At 66.0% G+C, this 24,688-nt stretch carries 21 protein-coding genes and 2 pseudogenes; 8 read left to right on the forward strand and 15 right to left on the reverse strand.

Translation table 11 applies throughout. The features are described from left to right. Window positions 1–403: 403 nt before the first annotated feature. Window positions 404–955, reverse strand: coding sequence for an NAD(P)H-dependent oxidoreductase (locus ABW16_RS03965; RefSeq protein WP_047317853.1), 552 nt, complete (start codon window positions 953–955; stop codon window positions 404–406). A gap of 967 nt (window positions 956–1,922) precedes the next feature. Beyond that, window positions 1,923–3,956 carry a serine/threonine-protein kinase gene (locus tag ABW16_RS24170; protein ID WP_109519474.1) on the reverse strand — a complete coding sequence of 678 codons (2,034 nt, stop codon included), beginning with the start codon at window positions 3,954–3,956 and terminating at the stop codon, window positions 1,923–1,925. A gap of 370 nt (window positions 3,957–4,326) precedes the next feature. Here ABW16_RS24170 and ABW16_RS03975 point away from each other — a divergent pair. Continuing rightward, window positions 4,327–4,740: pseudogene (locus tag ABW16_RS03975) on the forward strand (HAD-IC family P-type ATPase); the annotation flags it as partial. Here the strand turns inward: ABW16_RS03975 and ABW16_RS03980 are convergent. Further along, complete coding sequence (locus tag ABW16_RS03980; protein ID WP_047317856.1) at window positions 4,737–5,945, reverse strand: oxygenase MpaB family protein; 1,209 nt, start codon at window positions 5,943–5,945, stop codon at window positions 4,737–4,739. The pseudogene ABW16_RS03975 and the gene ABW16_RS03980 overlap by 4 nt on opposite strands. Window positions 5,946–6,002: 57 nt before the next feature. Here ABW16_RS03980 and ABW16_RS03985 point away from each other — a divergent pair, with 57 nt between their 5' ends. Then, a complete protein-coding gene (locus ABW16_RS03985) occupies window positions 6,003–6,632 on the forward strand; it encodes a TetR/AcrR family transcriptional regulator (RefSeq protein ID WP_230987553.1) in 630 nt (209 codons plus the stop codon). Between the two features lie 111 nt (window positions 6,633–6,743). Further along, window positions 6,744–7,598 carry an SDR family oxidoreductase gene (locus ABW16_RS03990; RefSeq protein ID WP_082133947.1) on the forward strand — a complete coding sequence of 285 codons (855 nt, stop codon included), beginning with the start codon at window positions 6,744–6,746 and terminating at the stop codon, window positions 7,596–7,598. A 15-nt stretch (window positions 7,599–7,613) separates the two neighbouring features. Here the strand turns inward: ABW16_RS03990 and ABW16_RS03995 are convergent, their stop codons facing one another. Then, complete coding sequence (locus ABW16_RS03995; RefSeq protein WP_200900610.1) at window positions 7,614–8,249, reverse strand: hypothetical protein; 636 nt, start codon at window positions 8,247–8,249, stop codon at window positions 7,614–7,616. Between the two features lie 199 nt (window positions 8,250–8,448). Here ABW16_RS03995 and ABW16_RS04000 point away from each other — a divergent pair, with 199 nt between their 5' ends. The 3 genes from ABW16_RS04000 to ABW16_RS04010 all read left to right on the forward strand — a co-directional run bounded on the left by ABW16_RS04000 (window position 8,449) and on the right by ABW16_RS04010 (window position 12,799). Next, a complete protein-coding gene (locus ABW16_RS04000) occupies window positions 8,449–8,781 on the forward strand; it encodes a DUF732 domain-containing protein (RefSeq protein ID WP_047317858.1) in 333 nt (110 codons plus the stop codon). 83 nt (window positions 8,782–8,864) lie between these two features. Beyond that, on the forward strand, window positions 8,865–11,663 hold the full coding sequence (gene acnA / locus ABW16_RS04005) for an aconitate hydratase (protein ID WP_047317859.1): 2,799 nt from the start codon (window positions 8,865–8,867) through the stop codon (window positions 11,661–11,663). After that, on the forward strand, window positions 11,663–12,799 hold the full coding sequence (locus tag ABW16_RS04010) for a tellurite resistance/C4-dicarboxylate transporter family protein (RefSeq protein ID WP_233424698.1): 1,137 nt from the start codon (window positions 11,663–11,665) through the stop codon (window positions 12,797–12,799). Before acnA ends, ABW16_RS04010 begins: the two co-directional genes overlap by 1 nt. On the opposite strand, the gene ABW16_RS04015 is transcribed toward ABW16_RS04010, so the two are convergent. From ABW16_RS04015 to ABW16_RS04045, 7 genes are all read right to left on the reverse strand, one after another. Further along, complete coding sequence (locus ABW16_RS04015) at window positions 12,737–13,801, reverse strand: ABC transporter ATP-binding protein (protein WP_047318099.1); 1,065 nt, start codon at window positions 13,799–13,801, stop codon at window positions 12,737–12,739. The genes ABW16_RS04010 and ABW16_RS04015 overlap by 63 nt on opposite strands. 13 nt (window positions 13,802–13,814) lie before the next feature. Continuing rightward, window positions 13,815–14,654 carry a carbohydrate ABC transporter permease gene (locus ABW16_RS04020; RefSeq protein WP_047317861.1) on the reverse strand — a complete coding sequence of 280 codons (840 nt, stop codon included), beginning with the start codon at window positions 14,652–14,654 and terminating at the stop codon, window positions 13,815–13,817. After that, window positions 14,651–15,535 (reverse strand): carbohydrate ABC transporter permease, encoded by an 885-nt coding sequence (locus ABW16_RS04025; protein ID WP_047317862.1) that lies wholly within the window; start codon window positions 15,533–15,535, stop codon window positions 14,651–14,653. Before ABW16_RS04025 ends, ABW16_RS04020 begins: the two co-directional genes overlap by 4 nt. Next, window positions 15,532–16,812, reverse strand: a complete 1,281-nt coding sequence (locus ABW16_RS04030; RefSeq protein WP_047318100.1) for an ABC transporter substrate-binding protein — start codon at window positions 16,810–16,812, stop codon at window positions 15,532–15,534. Before ABW16_RS04030 ends, ABW16_RS04025 begins: the two co-directional genes overlap by 4 nt. A gap of 71 nt (window positions 16,813–16,883) precedes the next feature. After that, window positions 16,884–18,797 (reverse strand): YhgE/Pip domain-containing protein, encoded by a 1,914-nt coding sequence (locus tag ABW16_RS04035; protein WP_047317863.1) that lies wholly within the window; start codon window positions 18,795–18,797, stop codon window positions 16,884–16,886. A gap of 2 nt (window positions 18,798–18,799) precedes the next feature. Continuing rightward, on the reverse strand, window positions 18,800–19,528 hold the full coding sequence (locus ABW16_RS04040; RefSeq protein WP_047317864.1) for an ATP-binding cassette domain-containing protein: 729 nt from the start codon (window positions 19,526–19,528) through the stop codon (window positions 18,800–18,802). 167 nt (window positions 19,529–19,695) lie between these two features. Then, window positions 19,696–20,583, reverse strand: a complete 888-nt coding sequence (locus ABW16_RS04045) for a sigma-70 family RNA polymerase sigma factor (protein WP_047317865.1) — start codon at window positions 20,581–20,583, stop codon at window positions 19,696–19,698. A 69-nt stretch (window positions 20,584–20,652) separates the two neighbouring features. On the opposite strand from ABW16_RS04045, the gene ABW16_RS04050 reads away from it, so the two are divergent. Further along, window positions 20,653–21,003, forward strand: a complete 351-nt coding sequence (locus tag ABW16_RS04050) for a DoxX family protein (RefSeq protein WP_047317866.1) — start codon at window positions 20,653–20,655, stop codon at window positions 21,001–21,003. A gap of 1 nt (window position 21,004) precedes the next feature. Here ABW16_RS04050 and ABW16_RS04055 read toward each other — a convergent pair whose 3' ends face one another. The 3 genes and pseudogenes from ABW16_RS04055 to ABW16_RS27085 all read right to left on the reverse strand — a co-directional run. Continuing rightward, window positions 21,005–21,448 (reverse strand): TOBE domain-containing protein, encoded by a 444-nt coding sequence (locus ABW16_RS04055; protein ID WP_047317867.1) that lies wholly within the window; start codon window positions 21,446–21,448, stop codon window positions 21,005–21,007. A 74-nt stretch (window positions 21,449–21,522) separates the two neighbouring features. Continuing rightward, entirely contained in the window at window positions 21,523–22,092 is a 570-nt protein-coding gene (locus tag ABW16_RS27080) for an isochorismatase family protein (protein ID WP_047318101.1), read from the reverse strand. Between the two features lie 54 nt (window positions 22,093–22,146). Beyond that, window positions 22,147–22,461, reverse strand: a pseudogene (locus tag ABW16_RS27085) (DUF2784 domain-containing protein); the annotation flags it as partial. A gap of 92 nt (window positions 22,462–22,553) precedes the next feature. On the opposite strand from ABW16_RS27085, the gene ABW16_RS04065 reads away from it, so the two are divergent. Continuing rightward, a complete protein-coding gene (locus ABW16_RS04065) occupies window positions 22,554–23,093 on the forward strand; it encodes an RDD family protein (protein ID WP_047317868.1) in 540 nt (179 codons plus the stop codon). A gap of 9 nt (window positions 23,094–23,102) precedes the next feature. Here ABW16_RS04065 and ABW16_RS04070 read toward each other — a convergent pair whose 3' ends face one another. Continuing rightward, complete coding sequence (locus tag ABW16_RS04070; protein WP_047317869.1) at window positions 23,103–24,611, reverse strand: carboxylesterase/lipase family protein; 1,509 nt, start codon at window positions 24,609–24,611, stop codon at window positions 23,103–23,105. Window positions 24,612–24,688 lie beyond the last annotated feature (77 nt).

Consider the following 24,688-nt stretch of genomic DNA (forward strand, 5'->3'; position numbering starts at 1 on the left):
CGACAGTGCAATACGACGTACTTAACCTGACATAATGTACGTTATCGGCGTTAGGCGATACCTGCTGGAAGTGGTCAGATCGATCCGGTAACGTCGCTTTCTTCGCCTGATCTGCGGAGTCACCCTCTGGAGCGACGCAATGCCCAACCATCACCCGTCTCGATCCTGGCGCGGATGTCCGATGTGCAAGCCGCATAAGCGCCGTGGCGCCGGCCGCGCGACCAAGGACCCAGTAGCTATACGCCGCCGCCTTGGGTATGCCCGTCGCTATTCGCGTCGCTCTACCGGGCGCAACTGAAAACCTTGAGTCGACCCCTCGCTCACCCGCCCGACTGGCGTCAATACGTCACAGTGACGAAATGGTGATGACGCCCTGTGACGGGCGATCCGTGCGAAATCGGTTCTAGGAGTGACGAATCAACTGCGACCACACTCCACGAAGCGATTCGACAATCTCAGGCGACTCATCGGGCTGCGATCCGTTGAGGCCCTTGGCCGGGATCGAGAGTTCGATATCGTCGGGCACCTGAGCGCCGGCGATCGCGAGTGACTTGCGGGCATCGGCGTGGGCCCACGCCCCGCCGTACCTACCCAGAGCGCAACCGATAACCGCTGCCGGCTTGCCTTTCAACGCGCTGTTGCCGTACGGACGCGAGAGCCAGTCGATTGCGTTCTTCAGTACGCCGGGCAGGCCTCCGTTGTATTCGGGAGTGACCACTAACAGGGCGTCGCAGCTGGCCGTCTCGAAGCGAAGCGCTTCGGCCGCGGCGTCCGCTGGAGCAACATCGATGTCTTCGTTGTAGTGCGGCAACTCGCCGAGACGGTCGAACAGAATCGGCTCGATCTGAGCGGGTGCGTGAGCGATGGCCGTTGCAGCCAGCTGACGATTGAGTGACCCGGATCGCAAACTGCCCACGAGGACGAGAACACGGATGGTGGTAAGCGATTGGGGCATGGATAGCTGCGCATTCCGGGATAGGCGTCGCCGCCGCGGGCGTGGGTCTCGCTGATTGATGCTAGTTGGCGGTTGCTGCGTTCCGGCGGGGCCCCACCACGGCAGGTATCGCTGCCCTCCCCGCTCTCCCGCTGCGCCTGAATAGATACGTCACAGTGACGAATTGCCATGCCGGGACTCTGACCGACTGGATCACGCCAAAACAGTTACAGCAGAAGATAATTGACAGCTTCTGGCCGAGGCGCGCCGGCTGCGGCAACATGGAGTGCGGACCGCTGGCTCGACGCGGGCCGCCAAGGCGCGGGCGGCGGCTGCCGGTGTCACGCCATGGATCACCGGGCCGGGTCGGTTGGCCCTGGTGCTCGGTGATCGCACCACATCGATGACCGGATCACTGCATGTTAGCGACGCACACTTTCGCAAGGCCACAGGATGAGCGCCTCGCTATCGAAGTGTGCGAGAAGGCTATCGAGCCAGGGCGGCCATTGCCGGTGGCAGATGACCGCCAGGCCCTGTGTCGCCCCTAGCCGGGCGGTGGCGGCGTTACAGGCTGGCACCCATTGACGGCCGGATTCCACCAGTTGCCCGGACCGCAATTCGGCGGTGCGGTGGGCTGGCACGCGTTAGCTCCCGGGTTCCACCAGTTGCCTGGACCGCAGTCCGGTGGCTGAGCCGAGACCACACCAGGTGATACTGCTGCCACGTAGGACATGGGTGCCAACGCAATCGCGACGGCGCATGTCATGCGACGTAGGAACACGTTCATCGGTCCCCTCCTTCGGAAGTGCCCAGACCCTCAGTTTGGGCGTCGATCTACTAGCACTACCCCTTCCGGCGGTGTCACAATCACCAGGCCTTGATGCGCAGCCAGGTGTACATGAAACTGCTTGCAGAAGTGTCTAACTCGAGACAAAGACCGGACTGGCTATGAGGCCGCTGCTGCGACACTCGGTGGATATCGCCTTTGTTAGCCGAACAGCGCCGGATCTGCGACAGTGACGGTTGTCGGGACCTCTCCGGTGCGTACTGCGGTGACAGGGACCTCGAACCATGATCCGCGACCGCCGCATTCATTCGAATTGATCGTGTACTTGTACGTCCCCTTGAGGGTGCCATCTGGTAGCGGATCCAGCGTCAAAGAATCTTCCACTGTGTGCTCGCGGGTGTTGTCGTAGGCGCATGGGACACGGATTGGTGTTGATGTCTGGTCCCAGTGGCCATCGACCAGTCGCAGAACACTGGCGCGCCCCGTGGCTTCGGCGGGGTTCGCCTCGTCGAGCTTGGCTGCGGTAGCTACGCATCCTGACGCAGTGCATCGAGATCGATAAGCCCACCACCTGCGTTCCACGCCGCTACCGTGGCCGAATGTCCCATCCGAACGGGTCTGGCCGATATCGAGAGCCAGTTGATACAAACCCGACAAAACGGGCCCCGGCACAGTTTCAGGTGTGGGTGGCAGATCGTCGATTATCGGGTCTGGAATGGCGATCTCAGGCGGGTTGTCGCCGATTCGCACTGCTGTGAACGGTGTTTGGTAAACCATGCCTTGCCGTCCACACTCACCGGTAACCGCTGTCATGGTCAAGGCGCCCTGGAACGATCCGTCAGCTTGAGGTTGCAAGCGCCAAGCTGTCACGGTCGTGTCCTGTCCTTTCTGCATCGTGCCGTCATCGCCGATGGAACACTCGGCAATATCTTGGCGTTCCCGCCTCGGGAGTTCGGTCCAGTTGCCATCGGCAAACTGAAGGCGCACGGTATTGCCGTTCTCTTTCAGCCGACTGTGGTCGCCGGGATCCAATTGCAGTCCAATAGCGAAGCAGGTGGACTGGTTGCAGCTAGTCCGCATTGCCCACCACCGCTCGGAGTCATCGTCCGGCATGGGATTGGGCGCACCCATGAAGGTTGACTGCGCGGGATGGTATTGAACGCGAAATATTCCGTCGAGCGGGGCCGCCGCGACTATTGGGTGAAAGTGCTCGGTGTGGGTAGCGGCGTGGTTTCGGATATAGACGCCCATGGCGACCACAGCGGCGATCAGGATGGTTGTCACGGACAAGATTGCGACGCCGCGTCTCCGGACGCGTGGCCGATGGTTCTCCTGGGTTTGGACTGCGGCGGGGGTACCTGTGACCTGGCGTCTCACGGTCGAAGGGCCAGCATTATTTTCGGCCCGGCTCCGTAGTGCCGACGCGAACTCCGCACAGGTTGCGAACCGATCTGACGGGGCCTTGGACAGTGCTTTCCCGAGTACCTCGTCAAGAGCCGCCAAATCCGGACGTAGCGCGCTCAACCGGGGCGGCGCAGCGGTGAGGTGCTGCCCAATCACGGCTGCCGGGTTTGAGTTGCTGTACGGCGGCGTGCCGGTAAGCAGGTGGTATGTGGTGGCGGCCAGCGCGTACTGGTCAGCCCGCCCGTCGAGAGCCTGCCCCAGCAGCTGTTCTGGTGCAGCGTAGGCAACGGTCCCGACGGTGAGATTCGTTGCCGTGAGCCCAGCAGAGTCGACAATCTCCCGAGCTATCCCGAAGTCAGACAGGGCGATACGAGGCGGGCCGGAGGACGGGGTTTCGATCAAGATGTTTCCCGGCTTGACGTCGCGGTGCAGCAGACCGCGCTGGTGCGCGTAGTCCAACGCGTCGGCGATCGCCGAGACGATGGTTGTCACCTCGGCTACCGGCATGCCAGCTGGGTACTCAGTACGCATCAACTGGCCCGCGTCGCACCCGTCGACGTAGTCCATGGTGATCCACAGCCGGCCGTTGAACTCTCCGCGATCGTGAACGCCGACGATGTGAGGGTGCCAAAGGCCTGCGGCAAGATCGGCTTCGCGAACAAACCGATCCCGAAACTCGTGATTGCCAGTAAGCGCTTCGGGCAAGATCTTTAGGGCGTCACGCCGGGGTAGCCGTGGATGTTCTGCGAGATATACCTCCCCCATCCCGCCTACGCCAATACTTCTAATGATTGTGTAACCAGCGAATTCTGTGCCGGCCAGCAGCGCCATGTTGTTTCGTCCTAACGAGAAGGGGCCCAGAGCGCAGCGTAGCGGTTCGGTGCACAACGCTTGGCCGTTGAGCCGAATAAACAGAAGGTCGACGGCATTTCGGGCGCAGTCAGGTGGCATAGCGGCTGAGGCGCGATGTCGGTCATTGGGGTTACCAAGAGGTGCGGATAGTCCGATTCTTGTCGGTAGGTCACGCACGGTCACGACACCCATAGACAAAAGTTGGGCTGCCGCGTTCTTCTGGGCGGCCACCGGCGGGGCAACATTCGATCGGTCGGGAACCTCCATCGTGAAGGTGACCTCCCAGCTATCGTCGGTCAAACCTGCAGTGCGTCAAGCCCGACGGGAACCCGAAGAGCAACAGTAGGGGCTGCGGCCCGAAGACAAAGCCCGCTTGAACGCACAAATGCGCGCCGACCGCCCCACCGCGATGGTCGGTGACGGCGTCAACGACGCTCCGGCCCTGGCCGCCGCGGACCTGGGAATCGCGATGGGCGCCATGGGAACCGACGTCGCCATTGAGACCGCCGATGTTGCCCTGATGGGCCAAGACCTCCGCCATCTCCCCTATGCACTGCGCCATGCCCGTCGTTCCCGCCAGATCATGCTGCAAAACGTCGGTCTGTCTCTGGGCATCATCACGGTGCTGATGCCGCTGGCAGTCTTCGGGACTCTCGGGTTGACCGCGGTGGTGTTGGTTCACGAGCTCGCTGAAGTGGTCGTCATTGCCAACGGTGTGCGCGCCGGACGCATGGGTCCCGCCGCGCTGGGCGCACATCGCTAGGCGGAGCGCACCGCGGCAGGATGGCCGGCGCTGTCCGGCGCGGCATCCACCAGGTCGTGGTGCACCCCGTAGCGCTGCCGTTGTTCGGCCATCAGCCGCGGGTAGTTGGCCAAGGCGCGTCGTGTCCGCAGTTCGTTCATGCCCGGAATACGCGCCAGCACTTCGTTGACCCCGCCGACGGCCGGGCCGATCACCCGCGGCAGGTATTTGAACGGTGTATCAGCCACGCCCAGCCGGCTGGCGTCGGCATCACCGAGAAATGCCCGGGTCATGCCGTTGATGATGTTGACTCCCACGCGGTGCTTCCAGGAGCCGCCGAACGGAAGCAACTCGGCGATCTCGCGCGCCAGATAGTCGTGCGTCAACGCGCGGACGAAGTCGCGGTCTCCGTCGTCGGGTTCCACCGCGGTCAGTGCATACAACTCCGCGATACGGATCTGATCCGCCTCGGTGGCCGGATTCAGTTCGTCGCCAACGCCGTTGAGCCGACCGACGTAGCGCCAGAAGTGGTAGATGTCGTCGAGTTCTTCTCGCGTATAGCGGACCCCCAGTTGGTGCATCGCCGCCAGGGCGATCCGACCGAACTCGACGATGGTGAACGCCATGTAGCTCTGCGGAATCGGTGCGCCCCACGCCTCACTGTCCCAGTCGCCCTCGGTCAGCAGATGGCGCCGGACGAATGCGTGAATCATTCGGACCCGCAACGTCGTCGCCAACCCGGCGCCGTCGCGGCGCAGCCCACCGGGCGTGAGGATCTCCTCCAACCACGCGCCGACCTCGATCGACCGCACGGCCGCCTGGCTGGTGTAGCGACCGGTCAGCACCAGCGGCATCCCGGCGACGGAATTCATGGCTCCGGCCGTCAACGAGGCCGCACCCAAGACGATGCCGTAGGACGCGGTGTGGCGGACGATATGCCCCGCAGCGCGATTCAGACGGTCGTGGTCGAGCCAGTCGGGCTCGTGGTCGATCGCGGCGAACAACGCCCGCAGCGACTCCGGCGGCGACTCGACAGCGTCGATGCCGTGCTGGATCGCGGTCCGCAGCATGGTCATCCCCGCGCCGCGAGGCAACGTGGCGAAATCAGCGACCACGGCGTCGGCCAGCGGATCGGCGATCCGCGTTCCGTCGATCCAGTCGCGGCCGGCCTGGCCGTATCGCGCGACGGCGAGGTCGGCATTGGGAGTGTTGGGCACATCTGCCATACAAATATGGAAACATGAGAATGTCTCACTTACTACTCACTTTGATGCGGAGGTGAAATGCCCGTCCAGGCACGTTCGCGGCCGCAGCAGCAGCGAGCCCGCGAGATGCGCACCCGGCTGCTCGACACCGCCCGCCAGCTGATCGCGCGCCGCGGTGTGGAAACACTGACCACGCAGGCCATCGCCGATGCCGCGCACGTCAGCATCGGCACTGTATATCGGTATTTTCCGGACCGCGCCGCCATCATCGCCGAGCTGGTGGACAACGCGACCAGAGAGATCTCGTTCGAGTTGGTGCGCAGTGTCGGACAGGCCATCGACCTCGAGGTGGACCAGGCGGCGTTGCTGGTCGTCGACACCCTGACGACGGTCTATGAGCAGCACGCCCCGATCCTGCTGGCGGCGCTGACATCCTCATCTTTTGACCTGCCGCCGTACCTCAACCACACTGCGATGGACGAGATCGAGCGCAGCCTGCTGCCGCTGGGCACTGTGATCCCGAGCAGGTCCCGGCCGGACCTGTCACCGGCAGAGTTGGACGACCTGGTGTTCGTGACCATGGGCGTGACGTCGAGCGCCTGCCTGCGCATCGCATTGCAGCGGCCCGCTACCGCAGACCGCGACGCGATGGTGCGGCTGACGGCGACCATGCTGGCCGCTGCGCTCAAGACCCCCGGCGCCGCCTAAGCTTTACAATTCTGCGGCAAACTGTCACGCTTGCGGCCGGACGCGGGGCGGGCGGATTCAATCGGTTGGTCCGCTGCCGCAAACGTATCGACGACGACGAGGAGCCGGCAGTTGGCAGGCACCGAATTCTCCGGCCGCACCATGGTGGTGTCCGGCGCAAGCCGCGGTATCGGACTGGCCATCGGACTGGGTGCCGCACGCTTGGGCGCCAATGTGGTCCTACTGGCCAAGACGGCCGAGCCGCATCCCCGCCTGCCCGGAACGGTGCACACCGCCGCCGCCGAGATCGAGGAAGCCGGCGGCAAAGCTCTTGCCGTCGTGGGTGATGTGCGTAGCGAAGAAGACGTGCAGCGGGCGGTCGACGCCGCGGTGGACCGATTCGGCGGCATCGACATCTGCGTGAACAACGCCAGCTCGATTGCGACCGAGCCGACGGAACAGCTGTCCGCCAAGAAGTTCGACCTCATGCAAGACATCAACGTCCGCGGGACGTTCCTGTTGACCAGGGCATGCCTGCCTCATCTGCGGAAGTCCCCCGCGCCGCACGTGCTGACGATCGCGCCCCCGCTCAATATGAATCCGTACTGGCTGGGCGTGCATCCCTCCTACACGCTGTCCAAGTACGGGATGACGTTGTTGACGCTGGGCTGGGCGGCCGAATACGCCGAAGCCGGGGTCGCCTGCAACTGCCTGTGGCCGGAGACTTACATCGCGACCTCCGCGGTGGCCAACTCCCCCGACGGCGGTGAGTTACTCGCGAAGGCACGCAGCCCGCAGATCATGGCGGATGCCGCCGTGGAGATCCTGCGGCGCCCTGCCGCTGAGGCCAATGGCCAGTGCTACATCGACGCCGACGTGCTCGCCGAGGCCGGCGTGACGGACTTCTCCGGCTACGGGGGTGGCCCAGAGCCGCTGATGGATTTCTTCGTCGACCGGCCGCTGGGCGTCGGGGTCAACGCGGGCTGACCGTCAGGTCGGTCCTCAGCGCAGGTAGACCTCGCTGCCGCTGGGATATCCGCCGCCGGTGGTGGTGACGTGGACGTGGTCGTAATGGCCGTAGCCGCCGCGTTGCGCCCCGCCGTCGGGCGTGTAGTAGACGCCGCGCCAGATGGCGTCTTGGAGGCCGAACCGGCCGGCGTTCTCCATCACGTAGGCCACGATCGAATCACCGAGCGCGATGCCCTCCGCGCTGCCTGGATTGGGAATCATCACATCGAGCGCCAGCCCGTTGGGGTGCCACCGCAGCGCGTCGGCCCGTACGCCACCGATCTGCATGATCTGGGGAAAGGCGTCGCTGATGCTGCGAGCGGCCTGGATGGTTCGGACTTGCAGGCCTCGCTCCGGGGCGACTCCTGCGGGCAGGAACCGGGGCACGGTGCGCGTTCGTGACGCCACGGCGAACCGCGCCGGTGGACCCGTTTCCGGCGTCGCTGCCGGTGCTGCCACTAGCTGCAAACCGCCTGGTGAATTGTCTTCAGCAACCACCGCAATGGATTCTTTTGACACCGCAGGATTGGCGCTGCCGCCCACAGCAAAGAACAATGCCGTTGGTGCGAGGACTGCAGCCATCAATACCGAGGATCGTTTGCGCTGGCTGGCTAACTCGTGTCGGCCCACGGAGAGACACAATACGAGAAATTTGGCTAATAGTCACAAATTTATAAACCTCATAAATTCCTTATGTCTTGCTCGTCACATCTGAATGGGCGACGAGCGCCACATTGCGCGCGATTCGCGCAGGTGAGCGGGGCACTGCGGCCGGCCCCGCCGCCTGCAAAGGAAGACCACCTAAGCAGATGGGTCTACACTGCATCTCATGAAATCGACGACCCTCGCCGCAGCGGTCATGGGCTTGGCCGTGGCACTGGCAGCACCCGCCCACGCTGACCCCGACACCGATTTCGCCCGGGAACTGCACACCTACGGCATCTACGGCCCGCGGGACTACAACGCCTGGCTGGGCAAGATCGTGTGCGAGCGGTTGGACAAGGGTGTCGACGGCGACGCGGCCAAGTCGGTCCGCTTCATCACCCCCAACCTGCAGAAGGGCACCAACCAGGCGCAGGCCTGGCAGTTCCTCGGCGCCTCGGTCAACACCTACTGCCCGGACAAGCGCCCGGTGCTGGAGCGCGCGGCACAGCAAGGCTGATTGAGGGCCTTCTCCCCCTGGTCCCACCAGGAATGCGGACCTAGGGTCGGTGGTAACCGATCCGACCGGTGGGAGGGCCCGCGATGGCCACAGACAGCAACCTCGACAGCTTCGGAACCCGGGGCGAGCTCAGCGTCGACGACACCACGTATCAGATCCGACGGCTCGATCGCGTCGACGGCTCGGCGCGACTTCCCTACAGCCTCAAGGTTCTGCTGGAGAACCTGCTGCGCAACGAAGACGGCCGGCTGGTCACCGCTGAGCAGGTCAACGCGATGGCCGCCTGGGATCCGAGCGCCGCGCACGGCCGGGAGATCGCGTACACGCCGGCGCGGGTGTTGATGCAGGACTTCACCGGGGTGCCGTGCGTGGTCGACCTGGTCGCGATGCGCGACGCAATCGCCGACCTGGGTGGCAAGACGACCCGCATCAACCCGCTTTGCCCCACCGAGCTGGTGATCGACCATTCGGTGATCGCCGACGTCTTCGGCCGCACCGACGCGTTCGCGATCAACGCCGAGCTGGAGTTCGAGCGCAACGCCGAGCGCTATCAACTGCTGCGCTGGGGCCAGCAGGCGTTCGACGACTTCTCCGTGGTTCCGCCCGACACCGGCATCTGCCACCAGGTCAACCTGGAATACCTGGCTCGCGTGGTGTTCACCCGCGACAGCGCGGAGGGGCCGTTGGCCTACCCCGACACCCTCGTCGGCACCGACTCGCACACCCCGATGGTCAACGGCCTCGGCGTCCTGGGCTGGGGCGTCGGTGGGATCGAAGCCGAAGCGGCGATGCTCGGTCAACCGATGAGCATGCTGATCCCACCGGTGGTCGGCCTGAAACTGACCGGTGAACTACAGCCCGGTACCACCGCCACCGACCTGGTCCTCACCGTCGCCGAGCTGCTGCGCGCCACCGGGGTGGTCGGCAAGTTCGTCGAGTTCTTCGGCCCCGGCGTGGCCAACGTTCCGCTGGCGAACCGGGCCACGATCGGCAACATGAGCCCGGAGTACGGGGCTACCTGCGCGATCTTCCCGATCGACCGCGTCACCTGCGACTATCTACGCCTGACCGGCCGCTCTGAGCATCAGATCAAGCTAGTGGAGGCCTACGCCAAAGAGCAGGGCATGTGGCACGACCCGGATCGCGAACCCGTCTATTCGCAAACGCTGGAACTGGACCTGAGCAGTGTCGAGCCGTCGATCGCCGGCCCCAAACGCCCACAGGACCGCATTCCGCTGCGGCTGGCCCCGCACACCGTCGCCGCCCTGCTCGACGGCGCCGAAACCACCGCTCAGGCACTCTCGGACCTGGACAAGGCGTCGGCCGATTCGTTCCCGGCCAGCGACCCGATCGCGTTCGGTCACTCCCAAGCGACAGGCAAACCGCGGGAGCCGTGGGCCGGTGGTGAAAAGCTCCCCTGGCGGACCGATGCCCAGCCGATCGAGCTCGCCGACGGCACCCGCACCGAGATCGACAACGGCGACGTCGTGATCGCCGCGATCACCTCGTGCACCAACACCTCCAACCCCTCGGTGATGGTCGGCGCGGCACTGCTGGCGCGCAATGCCGTCGACAAGGGGCTGTCGCGCAAGCCGTGGGTGAAGACCACGCTGGCGCCGGGGTCGCGGGTGGTCACCGACTACTACGAGCGGGCGGGCCTGACGCCCTACCTGGATGAGCTCGGCTTCAACCTGGTGGGTTACGGCTGCACCACCTGCATCGGCAACTCGGGCCCGCTGATCCCCGAGGTGAGCAAGGCCGTCGTCGACAACGACTTGACTGTGTGCTCGGTGCTGTCGGGCAACCGCAACTTCGAGGGCCGCATCCACCCAGAAGTCCGAATGAATTTCCTCGCCTCCCCGCCGCTGGTGGTCGCATATGCACTCGCCGGCACACTGCGCGTCAACCTGCTCACCGATCCGCTGGGCACCGGCAGCGACGGCGAACCGGTGTACCTGCGCGACATCTGGCCCACCACCGACGAGATTGCCGCCGTGGTGGACGACAACCTGCAGGCCGCGATGTTCACCACCAGCTACGGCGACGTCTTCACCGGCGACGACCGCTGGCGTTCCCTGGATGTCCCCGACACCGACACCTTCTCCTGGGCGCCGGACTCCACCTACGTGCGCCAGCCACCGTACTTCGACGGCATGACCCGCGACCCGGCGCCGCTCACCGACATCACCGGGGCCCGAGTGCTGGCCAAACTCGGCGACTCGGTCACCACCGACCACATCAGCCCGGCCGGGTCCATCCGCTACGACTCGCCCGCTGGAAAGTACCTGTCGGAGCATGGGATTGAGCGCAAAGACTTCAACTCCTACGGCTCGCGGCGCGGCAACCATGAGGTGATGATTCGCGGCACCTTCGCCAACGTGCGGCTGCGCAACCAGTTGGCGCCCGATACCGAGGGCGGCTTCACCCGCGACTTCACCCAGCCGGACGGTCCGGTCAGCACCATTTACGACGCGTCGGTGAACTACCTCGCCGCCGGCACGCCACTGGTGATTCTGGCCGGTAAGGAATACGGATCCGGGTCCTCGCGCGACTGGGCCGCCAAGGGCACCGTGCTACTCGGTGTGCGGGCGGTGCTGGCGGTGTCCTACGAGCGCATCCACCGCTCCAATCTGATCGGTATGGGGGTGCTTCCCCTGCAGTTCCCCGACGGCGCCGACGCGGACTCGCTGGGCCTGACCGGTGAGGAGACCTTCGACATCACCGGGGTGACCGCACTGGGCGACACCATCCCCGACACCGTGCACGTACAGGCCGGTGACATCGAATTCGACGCGACGGTGCGCATCGACACCCCCGGCGAGGCCGACTATTACCGGCACGGCGGCATCATGCAATACGTATTGCGGCAATTGCTCGACTGATGGGCGCACCAGCAGGGATGGTGCCGGCGACGGGGACCCGCGAGGCCATCCGCACACTCAACCCGGGCTATTTCGCGTTGGTGATGGCCAGCGGCATGGTGTCGACAGCCATGTACCACCAGAACTCCCACTGGGTTTCGGTGCTGCTGTTGTGGGTGACGGTGGCCTCATACCTGGTGCTGATCGCGGTATCGACCGTGCGCGTCATTGCCTTTCGGCGCGAATTCCTGGCCGATCTCTACGATTCCGGACGTGCATTCGGCTTCTTCACGTTCGTCTCCGCCACCAATGTGCTCGGCGCTCGGCTGGTCATCGATGGGCACAGCAGTGTCGCCGTTGGCCTGCTGGTGGTCAGCACGCTGACCTGGCTGGTGCTGGGTTATCTGATTCCGTGGACCGCCGTGCTGGGCACCGCGGAGCGGCCGGTGGTGCGCCGGGCCAACGGCACCTGGTTCATCTGGGTGGTGGCCAGCCAGTCCATCGCGGTGTTGGCCGCGGTACTCGAGGTGGAGGTGTCCGAGCCGTGGCGCCAAAGCCTGGCGCTGCTCGCGGTGACGTCCTGGTCGGTGGGAGTGTTCCTCTACGGCGCCGCCGGAATCTTTGTCGCGCTGCGGCTGCTGCTCTATCCGCTGCTTCCCGAGGACCTCGTTCCGCAGTACTGGGTGGCGATGGGCGCCACCGCGATCACCGTGCTGGCCGGTGCTCATATCGTCGAGATGGCCGAAGCGCCGATGGTCCACGCCACCCGCGGTCTGATCGCCGGAACGTCGGTGGTGTTCTGGGCGTTCGGCACGTGGCTGATCCCTCCGATGATCGCCGCCGGAGTGTGGCGCCATGTTGTGCATCGCATTTCACTGCGCTACGAAGCGCCGTGGTGGAGTGTGATCTTCCCGCTGGGCATGTACGGGGTGGGCAGTCACTACCTGGGACAGGCCGACCATCTGCCGATCGTCTACTACATCGGATCGGTCGAGAGCTGGATCGCGCTGGCCGCCTGGAGCATTACGTTCGTCCTGATGCTGCACCACTTGGCGGTCACCCTCGGGCCCGGGCGGAGTGCCAGGGGCGGCCGCTCAGCCCAGCCGGGCGCCGTCGGTGCCGAAGAAGTGCAGATCGGTCACGTCGAAGCCCAGTGACAGCCGGGCGTGCGAGCGCACCTCGGTGTTGCCGGGAACCCGGGCGACCACTGATTGCGAGGCCTGGGAATCAGCCGCCGTGCCGTACAGGTAGGTGTCGGCGCCCAGTTCCTCGACGAAGTCCACCTCGACACCGATCCCGCGATCGGCGATCTGCAGGTGCTCGGGGCGAATACCGACGACCAGCTGCGTTGCCGCAGAAGATATTTCCACAGGTACACCGACGCGATAGCCACCCAGCGTCACCGCGCGGTCGACGACGGGAACGGTGAACAGGTTCATCGCCGGAGATCCGATGAACCCGGCGACGAACACATTGGCCGGCGTGCGGTAGAGCTCGCGTGGCGGGGCACACTGCTGCAGCACCCCGTCGCGCAATACCGCGACCCGATCGCCCATCGTCATGGCCTCCACCTGATCGTGGGTGACATAGACGGTGGTGATCCCCAGCCGCCGCTGCAGTTCGGCGATCTGGTTACGGGTCTGCACCCTCAGCATGGCATCCAGGTTCGACAGTGGCTCGTCCATCAAGAAGACCTGCGGGCGTCGTATGATCGCGCGGCCCATCGCGACTCGTTGGCGTTCGCCGCCGGAGAGATCCTTGGGCTTGCGCCCCAAGAGTTCGGTCAGGCCCAGCAGCTGGGCGGCTTCCGATACCCTGGCGCGGATCTCGGCCTTGGGGGTCTTGGCCACCTTGAGGGCGAAACCCATGTTCTGCGCCACGGTCATGTGCGGATACAGGGCGTAGTTCTGGAACACCATGGCGACGTCGCGATGGCCGGGGTCGGCCGCGGTGACGTCGTGGTCGCCGATGTAGATATGACCGGCGTCAACGGGTTCCAGGCCGGCCAGCATCCGCAGCGTCGTCGTCTTGCCGCAGCCCGACGGCCCGACCAGCACCATGAACTCTCCGTCGGAGACCGCCAGATTCAATGCGTCCAGGGCGGGGCGGTCGGCGCCCGGATAGCGCCGGGTCACCGAGTCGAAGGTCACTGAAGCCACTGCGTTCTCCTGACTACCGTCCACCGAAGCCCGTCGCCGCGATCCCGCTGACGAAGGCCCGTTGGGCGACCGCGTAGATCACCACCAGCGGGGCCAACATCAGCATGGAAGCGGCCATCAGCACCGGCCATTCGGCGACATACTCCCCCTGCATCCACACCAATCCGAGGGTCAGGGTGGCGATGCCCTTGCGCTGAATCATCAGCAGCGGCCACAGAAAGTCATTCCAGACATTGATCCAGGTCAGCACCGCCAGCACCATCACCGCAGGTTTGGCGTGCGGCAACAGAATCCGCCAATAAATCGCCCACGGTGAGCAGCCGTCCAAGATCGCGGCTTCCTCCAGATCGACGGGCAGGGTGGCGAAGAACTGCCGCATCAGATAGGTGCCGAAGGCGCTGCCGAACAACCCGGGAATGATCATCGCCCACATGGTGTCGGTCCACCCGAACACTCGCATCAAGATGAACTGCGGAATCACCGTGACCGTCAACGGCACCATCAGGGTGGCCAGATACACCACAAAGAGGGTGTCACGGCCGGTGAACGGCAGCCGGGCGAACGCATACCCGGCGAGCGAACAGAAGAAGACCTGCCCGGCCGTCACGCAGCCGGCGTAGAGAACGGTGTTGAACAGCATCCGCCAGAACGGCATTCGGGCGAATACCTCGGCATAGTTCGACCACTGCGGATGGGCCGGCAACAACATGGGCTGGCTGATCTCGGCTTGGCGCTTGAGCGAGCCCGACAGCGCCCACAGAATCGGGAACAACGCGCAGGCGGTGACGGCGCCCAACCCTGCGTAGACGCCCAGCAGCCCGGCGATGCGGTGGCGTGCCGGTGGACCGGTCACTGGTCCACCGCATTCCTGCGCGACAAACGCAATTGGATGACGGTCAGGGCCAGCAGCACGGCAAACATCACCCAGGCCAGCGCGGACGCATATCCGAAGTCCAAGAAGGCAAAGGCTTGCTGGAACAACATGATGGCCAACACGTAGGTGCCGGTCTCGGGCCCACCGCTGCTGCCGGTGAGCACGTAGACCAGATCGAACGCCTGGAACGCGTTGATCACCGAGATCACCACCACGAACCACACGGCACCGCGGATCATCGGCACCGTGATGGAAAGGAAGCGCCGCACCTCACCGGCGCCGTCGATGCGTGCCGCCTCGTGCAGGGAGTCGGGCACGCCCTGCATGGCCGCCAGCAGGATCACCGTCGCGAACGGCACGCTCTTCCAGACGCTGACCAGACACAACGACGCCATCGCCCAGTGCGGTTCGGTGAGCCACGGCACCGCGGCGATGCCGAACCAGCTGAGCATGATGTTGAGCAGTCCGCTGTCGGTGTTGAACACGAACTGCCAGACCACGGCGATCACCACCGATGACACCGCTAACGGCAGAAAGGCGATTGCCCGAAACAGGCCGATTCCCTTGATCTTCCGGTTCAGCAGTTCAGCCACCGCCAGACTGATGAGCACCGTTGGGACAACGGTGCCGATGGTGAACACCGTCGTGTTGCGGACCGCGATGCCGAACAACGGGTCACCGGTGAACAGGTCGCGATAGTTCGTGGCGCCGACGAACGTCGGCGGTGTGAACAGGTCCCAGTGTTGGAAGCTCATGTAGAGCGAGAAGGCCAGCGGGAAAGCCATGAACACCGCGACCGCCGCCAGGTTCGGGGCGACGAACCAGCGTCCGGCGCGTGCTCGTCTGCGGGTGGGATTCATGCGGTGGCCAGCACTTCGTCGATCTGCGGTGTGAGCCCGTGCTTCAGGCTCGTGGCGGGCCGCTTGCCGCGCAGTACCGGCCCGATGGCACGGTCCATCAGGGCGTGGACTTTCTGCCACTCCGGGGAGATCGGCAGCCCCTCGGAATGCGCCGGGCCACCGGTCAGCACCGCGAGGTTGCGAATCCCGGTGTGGGCGGCAGCGAAGCCGGGTGAGTCGATCGCCGAGCGCAGCACCGGTACGAAGAGCCCGGACTCCCCGATCAGCGACTGTCCCACCGGCCCCGCGGCGAATTTGAGGAATTCCCAGGCCTGTTCCCGGTGCCGACTGTCGGCGGCGATGGCCAGACCGGTGCTGCCGATGGCGGATCGAGCGGCCATGCCCTTGGCTGCGGCACCCGGACCGGTCGGCAGCACCGCCACGTCGAATTCCAGCTCCTCGGCTTGGACAAAGGTCTGGTAGCGCCAGTGCCCACCGAGCGCCATCGCCGCGTTTCCTCCGGTGAACAGCCCCATCGTGGAGATCGACTGGGTATCCGCGGCGGCGGGCGCCACGCGATGCACGTTGGCCAGATCCGCGTAAAACTGGATGCCGGCCAGGAAGTCGTCATCGTCGAAGTTCAGGTGAGTCGGGTTGACGCGCGGCACCGCCCACGGCACCCCGTTGTTCATACCGAACAGCGCTGCGGAATACGGCGGCGACCAGGTGTCGACGAAGCCCCACCGGGTGACTCGGCCGTTGCCGGACCGTTGGGTCAGTTCGCTCGCGGTGGCCAGGAATTCGTCGAACGTCCAGGGCGTGTCCCAGCGGCCCGGCGGTGGCGCCACACCGGCCTCGGCGAAGATTCGGGTGTTGTAGAACAGGAACGCCCCCGACCACTGCTCCGGGAACGCGTACTGGCCGCCGTTGAAGCCGAACGTCTCATACAGCGCGGGGATGCTGTCGGTGCGCAACGCCGCCGCGAACTGCCGATCCCGATCCAGCAGGGTGTTCAGATCCGCCAGCACGCCGCGCTCCGCGAGCCCGGCATAGTTGAACTCCCAGGCCATCAGCACATCCGGGCATTTCCCGCCGGCGCAGAACGTCGACATCTGCTGGGTCGGGTCGCCGCCGGCCAAAATGGTGCGCACCCGGATATCGGGGTGTTCGCGCTGGAACGCGTTGACGATCCGCATCCGGGCGTCGGCTTCTTCGGGGTTGGCCGCGAAGAAGAAGGTCAGTGCGTCGTCGTCGCTGCCGCAGGCCGACGTCGCAGGGAACAGCGCTGCCGCCCCCATCGCCCCGGCGCCGCGCAGCACGCTGCGTCGCGTGAGCGATGGTGTACCGGAGGACAGCACCCGCGAAACCGTCAGACTTCGATCGGCGGGTAGAGGCGTTCGAGGGTGTACTGACGATCTCGCCGCGCAGCCCAGGAGCTGGCAGCAAGTGACACCACCAGGATCCCGGCCAGTACGGCCACCGACGTCCACAGCCGCTCGTCGATGCCGCCGACGGTCAGCTGGCGTAACCCGTTGACGGCGTAGGTCATCGGGTCGTAGGGATGCAATATCTGGAACGGTTTGGCCGTCGTCTCCACCGGATACACCCCGCCGGACGACACCAGCTGGAACATCAGGAAGGCCAGGGTGAACACCCGACCCACGGCCACACCGAGCACCGCGTTGAACGCCTGGATCATCGCCAGGAACGATGCGGCGATCAACGCCAGGAACGCGACCATGCCCGCGGCGTGGCGGGCCTGCAACCCCACCCCGAAGTGCACCACCGTGTACATCAACAGTACCTGGCAGACCCCCAGCAGCAGGGCGGGCCAGTAAGACGCGAGTACCACCCGCAACGCGCCCAGGCCGTTGACGATGGCGCGAGTCTGCAACGGGGTCAACAACATCCAGACGATCAGCGAGCCGATGAACAATGCCAGCGGCAGGAAGAACGGGGCGAACCCGGTGCCGAAGGTGGCGGCGTGATGGGTGAAGTCCATATCGACGCCGACCGGGCTGGCCAGGATCTGGGCCACCTGGACACGTTCTTGGTCGGTGATGGTCGAGGCGCGCTGGTCCGCCTGCCCCAGACCCGATGCCAATTGCGCGGCACCGTCTTTGAGTTGGTTGCTGCCGTCGCTCAATTGCACCAGGCCGTCGCTGAGTTGGTGAGCACCGGCGGCCAGCGCGGCCGCTCCGTCACGCAGCGAGACCACATCGGATCTGAGGCCGCCGTCTAGGAGATGAGTCATGAAGGTGCGCAGCGCACTGTTGGGATCGGCGAGGTCATTCTCCAGCTGTTGGGTGTTCTCCCGCAGCTCGGCCAGCCCCTCGTCAGTGGCCGGGTCCATGCCCTCGACGTCGAGGAGCCGCTGGGCGCCGGCCAGGGTGTCGGCGAGCCCGCGCACTGCCGGGTCGGGGTTGGACCGCAGTCCGTCGACCACCTGATTGACGATCCCGGCGGCCTGCTGGTAGTTGACGTTGAGTGACGCGATCCGGTCGGTCACCGTCTTGAGGTTGCCGCTGAGATTGGCGGCGGCCGCGCCGGCGGCGTTCGGGTCGAATCCCATGGCGGCGAGGTCGTCGGTGACCTTCAGGATCGGGTCGGTGGCGTGCTGAACACCCGTCGACAGCTGACGGATTCCGTCGGCGAGCGCACCTGACCCATCACGCGCCGTCCCGAGGTTTTCGGCCAATGTTCTCGAGCCGTCCGCGAGCTGGCCGGCGCCATCGGCCGCCTTCTTGACCTCGTCGGTCACCTGGGTCAGCGCGGTGCCGATCACCTGTTGGCCGACTTTGGCGCTGACCTCGTTGAGCACCTCGCGGGCGGCGTTCTGCCCCATCACCGAGGCCAGGTAGTTGTTCGCGTCGTTGAACCGGAATTGGATCTGCGCCTTCTGCGGGTTCGGGCCCGCCGGAGACACCACCGCTTCGCTGAAGTCGGTCGGCAGGGTGATCGAGAAATAGTAGGTGCCGTCGGAAACACCTTTGACGGCTTCGCTTTCCGACACCTGGTGTAGATCGAGCTGGCGGGAGTCGACCAAGGCGCGGGTCACTTCGTCACCGGCCCGCAATTGGTTCCCGGAGACGGTGGCGCCGGTGTCTTCGTTGACCAGGGCGACGGGGATCTTGTCGATGGCGGCGAACGGATTCCAGAACGCCCACAGGTACATCGCGCCGTACAGCAGGGGCAGCACGATGATGGTGATCAGGGCCAGTCGCGGCATGGTGCCGCGCGAATAGCGTTTGAGGTCGGTGCCCAGCGACATTCCGGCGAGCATGGTCAGCGGTTCCCCTTCTCGTGTCGGCCGGGAACGAGCTCGGCGCGCTCCAGACGGTCGACGGTTATCTGCCCGGCGAGCCCGAACCCGTCGGGAATCGGGTTGGCCGACGAGGTGATCACGGTCTGCTTCTCCCCCAGCGCGACCAGCCGGGTAAGCAGGATGGCGCGGTCGCGGCTGTTCTTGATCTCGTCGATGCTGCCGACCACAAGCAGCGGTGGACGTGCGGTGTTGGCCAGTGCGATGCGCAACAGCAGTCCGGTCATCTCGTCGAGGTGCTCGACGTAGTCGTGCAGTTGGGGTACCGGCAGGTCGCCGAAGACCGGGCCGCAGATCGCGTCGCGCTCGGCGTCACCGGCACGGCGGACCAACTGGTACCAGGGTGCATCCCAGCGGATCTGTTCAGTGATCAGGTCGGCAACCGTCACCGACTCGAAAATCGCGTCGATCTGTTCGATCCCTGCCAGGGCGGCGACGTCGAAGATGTCGCGGGCTTTCCGGTGTCCGAGCACGGTGAGCGTGCCCGACGACGGCTTCATTCGGCCCGCCAGGTTCATCATCAGGGCGGTGCGACCCGACCCCGGAGGGCCGACCAGCACGGTGGTACCGCCGGCAGGGATATCCAGGTCCAGTGGCCCGAAGACGCGCCCCCACGGCCCGGTCATCGTGATGCCGCGCGCCGTCACCGCCGGCGGTGACGGCGCGGGCGCCGTACTCTCCCCTGCCGCCATGGTTTCCCCTGCGGCCGTCGTTTCATCTGGCACGGGACGTCCCCTTCACACATCGGTTCGCGTGACCCATCAAAGCAGAACCCGACGGTTCAGCGACGCTCGACGCAGGAGAGGCGAGCCGCATGACGCCCGCGCTGTGAGCGGCCGTCAGGTGTTCTTACAGCCGATTAGGACCCTGGGAGTTGCAGCGTCGCGGTGCGCAATCTGTCGGGGTCGCCTGCGATGTCAATGGTATGGATGCGTCCGTCGTCGCCGATTCCGATACGCAACAGGGCCAGCAGGTGCCCTCCGGGCGCGATCGCGATCCCCGGTGCGCCGTCGATGAGCAGCACGGCACCGGCTCGTGCCCGCCGGGTGAAGCGCCGGGTCTCGGTGGCCACATCGCCGGCGCCGCGCATCTCGATGGGCACACCGGCCGGCACCAGCACGGAATCGACCCGCCGCACCACGTCGGGCGCCAACAACTCCAGCAGCGCGGGGATGTCGCCGCCACGAGAGGCAGCCAGAAACGCGCTCACGACCGCGAGATGTTCGGTGCGGTGTCGCGGTTGCTCGGCCGGCCCGGCCTGCAGTCGGGCCCGGGCCCGACTGGCCAGCTTCTTGGCGGCGTCCGGTGAGCGGTCCAGTACCGCGCCGATCTGCTCGAACGGCACGTCGAACACGTCGTGCAGCACGAAGGCGACCCGCTGCGCCGGCGACAACCGGTCCAGCACCACCAGCAGTGCGCGGCTGACCGCCTCGGAGCGCAGCAGCTCCTCGTCGGCGGCCGGTGCGGCCAGGGCCGGGGCGTTGTCCAACTCCGGTGAGTCCGACAGCGATTGCTCAACGCGACGCGAACGTGCTCGCAGCTGGTCCATGGCGACGTGTGCGGTGATGGTGGTGAGCCATCCAGGCAGATTGTCCACCGTGGCGAAGTCGGCACGGCTGGCCTTCAGCCAGGCTGATTGGACCGCGTCATCGGCGTCGGCCGCCGAGCCGAGCAGATGAAACGCCACCGAATGCAGACGCCGGCGGTTGTCTTCGAACCGGCGGGCCAAAACGTCGGTGTTGCCCATGGGTCACCTTTCCCGTTCGGGAGTCGTCACACGGATATAGCCACATCCACCGACGAGGAGAGCAACATCATGAGCGTACCGACTGTCTACCTGGTGACGGTCGCGGTCACCGCGGCCATCACCATTGCCATCGCGGTCGCCGACTTCATTCCGGCGCAGTTCGTCTTGGCCAATTCCGCGCAGGTTGGCGTGCCGCGGTCGTGGTTGCCGCTGCTCGGTGCGCTGAAACTGGCTGGGGGCGTTGGGCTGATCATCGGGTTGGCGGGGGTTCCCCTGATCGGCGTCGCCGCAGCGGCCGGACTGGTGGCCTTCTTCGTCGGGGCCATCGCGACACACGTACGTGCCGGGGTGTTCTACAACATCGGGTTTCCGGCGTTGTTCCTGCTGGCGGCGACGGCGTCGTTGGTGATGCTGGTCTGACCTACCCGAATTCGGCGGCCGGGTCAGTGTGGCTGGCCGAGCCGGCCCGTCGCGGTAGTTCGACGACGACGTTGGTGGCCTTGACCGAGGCGACCACCAGGCTGCCGGGCTGCAGCTGCAGTTCGTCGGCGGCCTCCCTACTGACCAGCGAGACCAACCGGAACGGGCCGGCCTGAACCTCGACCTGTGCCATCACCGTGTCGCGGGTGACTTTGGTGACCAGACCGACCATCCGGTTGCGTGCCGACTGGCCCACCACCGGATTGCGTGACACCGGTTCGACGGACGCGCGCTCCTGGGCGAACCGTGCCAACTCAGCACCGTCGACCATGCGGGGCCCACTGCCCGCCGTCAGTGACAGGCGCCCGGAGTCGATCCACCGGCGGACGGTGTCGTCGCTGACCCCGAGTAGCTCGGCGACTTCGGCAATTCGAAAGCTCGGCACGTACGTGAGTTTATCGTCGTCGTCGGGCCTGCTCAGGCTCCTGGGAAATACCGCGAGCCCACCGGATCCTCCCGTCAGGCCGCCTCCACCACCGTGACACCGGCGCTGCGCATCGCGGCCAGCGCGGCGGCCGTCGACTCGGCGGACACGCCCGCGGTCAGATGCGGCAGCACGGCGGTCGAAAACCCTGCGGCGACAGCGTCTTTGGCGGTGGCGCACACGCAGTGGTCGGTGGCGACACCGGCTACGTCGACGCTGTCCACATCGTGCCGGTGTAACCAGTCGCCCAGCGAGGTGCCTTCGTCATCGACTCCCTCGAATCCGCTGTATCCCGCGCTGTAGGCGCCCTTTTTGAAGACCGCCTCGATCCGGTCGGTGCTCAGTGCGGGATGAAACTGCGCACCGGTACTTTCCGCGACGCAGTGCGGCGGCCAGGATGTCTGGTGGTCGGGGTGCTCGGAGAAGTGCGGGCCGGGGTCGATGTGCCAGTCCTGGGTGGCCACCACGTGCGCATAGCGGGCCTGGCCGGCCGGGCTGTCCACGTAACGGCTGATGTCGCGGGCGACGGTGACAGCGCCTGCCACCGGGAGGGCTCCCCCGTCGCAGAAGTCGTTCTGCACATCGACGATGACCAGCGCCCGCATGGGTCCACAGTATCGTCGGCGCCGCAGCGCTTCTCGCCCATACAGCAGCCAAGAACCGAGGACGGTCACCAGCACCGCGACGTCGACTTCGGTGGTCCAAGCGGGCGGGTAGAGCACACCGGCCAGATAGTGGGTGATGAATCCGTCCGGCGGCAGCGGGGCCATCCCGCCGGCGGCGCGAGCCCGTCGTTCCAGCCAGGTCAGCGGGCAGTCCAGATGCGCTACCACGATCAGCGCCGCCCAGAAGGCCGCTACACCGTGCAGCCACAGAGTGCGCGGCCACCGCACGGCGAGAAAGCCGCCGACCACGACGTAGCCGACGAACGCAAGGTGCGACGCGACGATGAGCGCCACCGCGATCTGGTACATCGGCCCGCCGTTTCGCCCTCCGCAGAAACCGCTTCCGCCCCTGATCGTCACGGTACATTGGCGGACATCCAACGTGGTCAGGAGCGAAACTGATGACAACCGGCGATTTCGGCCCGAACGGTCCAGGCTATGGTCCTGGAGGCCCCGGATATGGCCAGCCCGGCGGTTATCCGCCGCCGCAGGGCTGGGGGCCGCAGCCCGGATGGGGACAGCAACCGGGTGGGCTGGGCCGGCGCTTTTGGGCCCGCGTGCTCGACGGTGTGCTGGTCGGGATCGTGTCGTTCTTCCTGTCGGTGTTCGTGTTCTCCGACGATTACCCGTTCCTGGTGACCGGCCTGTTCTCCGGGGTGCTGACGTTCGGCTACTTCGTGCTGTTCGAGGTGTCCCAGGGGGCCACCCCCGCCAAGCGGCTGCTGGGCCTGGCGGTGCATGGGCCCGACGGGGTGTCGAAGCCGACGGCTTCGCAGTCGGCCATCCGCAATTCGTTCACCTTGCTGGCCGTGGTCCCCTACATCGGTCCGCTGCTGGCTTTCGTCGCCTACATCGTGATTGCGGTGACGATCAGCGGCAGCCCGACCAAGCAGGGCAAGCACGACGAGCTGGCCGGCGGCACCCGGGTCACCCGGGCCTGACGCGGAAGGTCAGCGGGCCAGCGAAAAGCCCTGCCAGGCCTTGCGTCGCTCCGGCGCCGGGTCGAATTCCAGACGGGTCTTGCGGTCGAACACCATGACGGCGCGCTCGTCGGCTGTGTAGGCCGGCCAGCCGTCGCCCGGTACTCCCGCCCGGCCGAACGCGCCCCAGCGTCGCTGCACCTGCTTGCTGACCTGCAACGCCGTCCGGCGGTCGGCGCCCGCGGTGAGCAGCCGCCCAAACCCGCCGCTGCGATACACGTCGAACACCGCGAACAACTCGGTGGCGTGCGTGGCACCCATACCCGACCAGCGCAGCATCCGCGGCGCGTAGTCGTAGCGGTAGACGTAGGTGGGGGCGTGGGCGCCGTGGGCTTCGGCGATCTCCCACACCGCCGCGTTGAAGGCGAAATCACCGCCGAGCTGGATGCAGGCCGCCCGCTTCGGGTAATCGGGATAGGCGGCGATGATGCGGTCACGCACCCCCGCGTCGGCGCCGGCCAATACCGCCTCGACCATCGGCTCGTCGACCGGCAGCATCCTCAAGAACCGAGTGAACAGGCGTCCTTCGTCGGCGTTGCTGCCCACGATGAGCGGCACCCCGTGGGCCGATCCCTGCCGCATCGCCTCGACCGGATCCACCGGCAGCACGTCGTCGCCGCTGACCGGGCCGATCGGGAACGCCCCCAGCATGTCCCGGTTGCCATCGGCGATCAACCGGTCCTGTGCGGCCAGCAGCTCCGACGGCGTCACCCGCAGCAGGGCCTGGGCGCCGTCGGACGGGCGTACCCCGAGCAACGCGGCGAATCGCTCTGCGAATGCGGCGGCGATGTCGGTGTTGCGCACCAGCCCCGCGGCCGGGCTTTCGGCGATCGCACGAGTGAACAGACCTTGCGCGGCGGGAACCGCCAACAGGGTGGCAACGGCATGCGCACCCGCACTTTCCCCGAAGATGGTGACGTTGCTGGGATCGCCGCCGAACGTCGCGATGTTCTCCTGAACCCAGCGCAGGGCGAGCACCAGGTCACGCAGGTACAGGTTGCTGTCCAAGGTGACGTCGGCAGTCGACAGGGACGACAGGTCCAGACACCCGAGCGCACCCAACCGGTAGTTGACCGACACGTACACACAGCCGCGCCGGGCCAGCGCCGCGCCGTCATAGATGGGGGTGGCCGAACTGCCCATGATGTAGCCGCCACCGTGGATGAACACCATGACCGGCAGTGGGCCTGCGCCGGTGTCCTCCGGGGCCACCACGTTCAGCGTCAGGCAGTCCTCACTGGTCGGCTGGAACCGGCCGGGGCCCAAGACGGTGTAGAACCGCTCCTGCGGCGCGCAGTTGGCGAATCCGTGGCAATGGCGCACCCCCGACCACGGCTCGGCCGGCTGGGGCGCGCGGAACCGCAGCGGGCCGACCGGCGGGCGGGCATAGGGGATGGACCGCCATCTGCGCACCCCGTCACGGACGAAACCCTCCACAACGCCGGTGGCGATGCGGGCCTGCACAGGGTGGTTATGCATGAGGCGAACGGTAGCGAATCACCCGGTGGTTAGCGAACCTCGACGAAGGAGAGGTGAGGCTGGACCGCCGCATGAGC

This window comes from Mycolicibacter heraklionensis, assembly GCF_001021505.1.
In the GTDB taxonomy this organism is placed as follows: domain Bacteria; phylum Actinomycetota; class Actinomycetes; order Mycobacteriales; family Mycobacteriaceae; genus Mycobacterium; species Mycobacterium heraklionense.

Bases quoted from the DNA above. Each gene is read 5' to 3' on its own strand.
- acnA (WP_047317859.1), top strand. From the start codon at position 8,865: ATGGCCACAGACAGCAACCTCGACAGCTTCGGAACCCGGGGCGAGCTC.
- ABW16_RS03985 (WP_230987553.1), top strand. From the start codon at position 6,003: ATGCCCGTCCAGGCACGTTCGCGGCCGCAGCAGCAGCGAGCCCGCGAG.
- ABW16_RS03980 (WP_047317856.1), bottom strand. From the start codon at position 5,945: ATGGCAGATGTGCCCAACACTCCCAATGCCGACCTCGCCGTCGCGCGA.
- ABW16_RS04050 (WP_047317866.1), top strand. From the start codon at position 20,653: ATGAGCGTACCGACTGTCTACCTGGTGACGGTCGCGGTCACCGCGGCC.
- ABW16_RS04070 (WP_047317869.1), bottom strand. From the start codon at position 24,611: ATGCATAACCACCCTGTGCAGGCCCGCATCGCCACCGGCGTTGTGGAG.
- ABW16_RS04025 (WP_047317862.1), bottom strand. From the start codon at position 15,535: ATGAATCCCACCCGCAGACGAGCACGCGCCGGACGCTGGTTCGTCGCC.
- ABW16_RS04010 (WP_233424698.1), top strand. From the start codon at position 11,663: ATGGGCGCACCAGCAGGGATGGTGCCGGCGACGGGGACCCGCGAGGCC.
- ABW16_RS27080 (WP_047318101.1), bottom strand. From the start codon at position 22,092: ATGCGGGCGCTGGTCATCGTCGATGTGCAGAACGACTTCTGCGACGGG.
- ABW16_RS04045 (WP_047317865.1), bottom strand. From the start codon at position 20,583: ATGGGCAACACCGACGTTTTGGCCCGCCGGTTCGAAGACAACCGCCGG.
- ABW16_RS04000 (WP_047317858.1), top strand. From the start codon at position 8,449: ATGAAATCGACGACCCTCGCCGCAGCGGTCATGGGCTTGGCCGTGGCA.
- ABW16_RS03965 (WP_047317853.1), bottom strand. From the start codon at position 955: ATGCCCCAATCGCTTACCACCATCCGTGTTCTCGTCCTCGTGGGCAGT.
- ABW16_RS04030 (WP_047318100.1), bottom strand. From the start codon at position 16,812: ATGGGGGCGGCAGCGCTGTTCCCTGCGACGTCGGCCTGCGGCAGCGAC.
- ABW16_RS04035 (WP_047317863.1), bottom strand. From the start codon at position 18,797: ATGCTCGCCGGAATGTCGCTGGGCACCGACCTCAAACGCTATTCGCGC.
- ABW16_RS04065 (WP_047317868.1), top strand. From the start codon at position 22,554: ATGACAACCGGCGATTTCGGCCCGAACGGTCCAGGCTATGGTCCTGGA.
- ABW16_RS04040 (WP_047317864.1), bottom strand. From the start codon at position 19,528: ATGGCGGCAGGGGAGAGTACGGCGCCCGCGCCGTCACCGCCGGCGGTG.
- ABW16_RS24170 (WP_109519474.1), bottom strand. From the start codon at position 3,956: ATGGCGCTGCTGGCCGGCACAGAATTCGCTGGTTACACAATCATTAGA.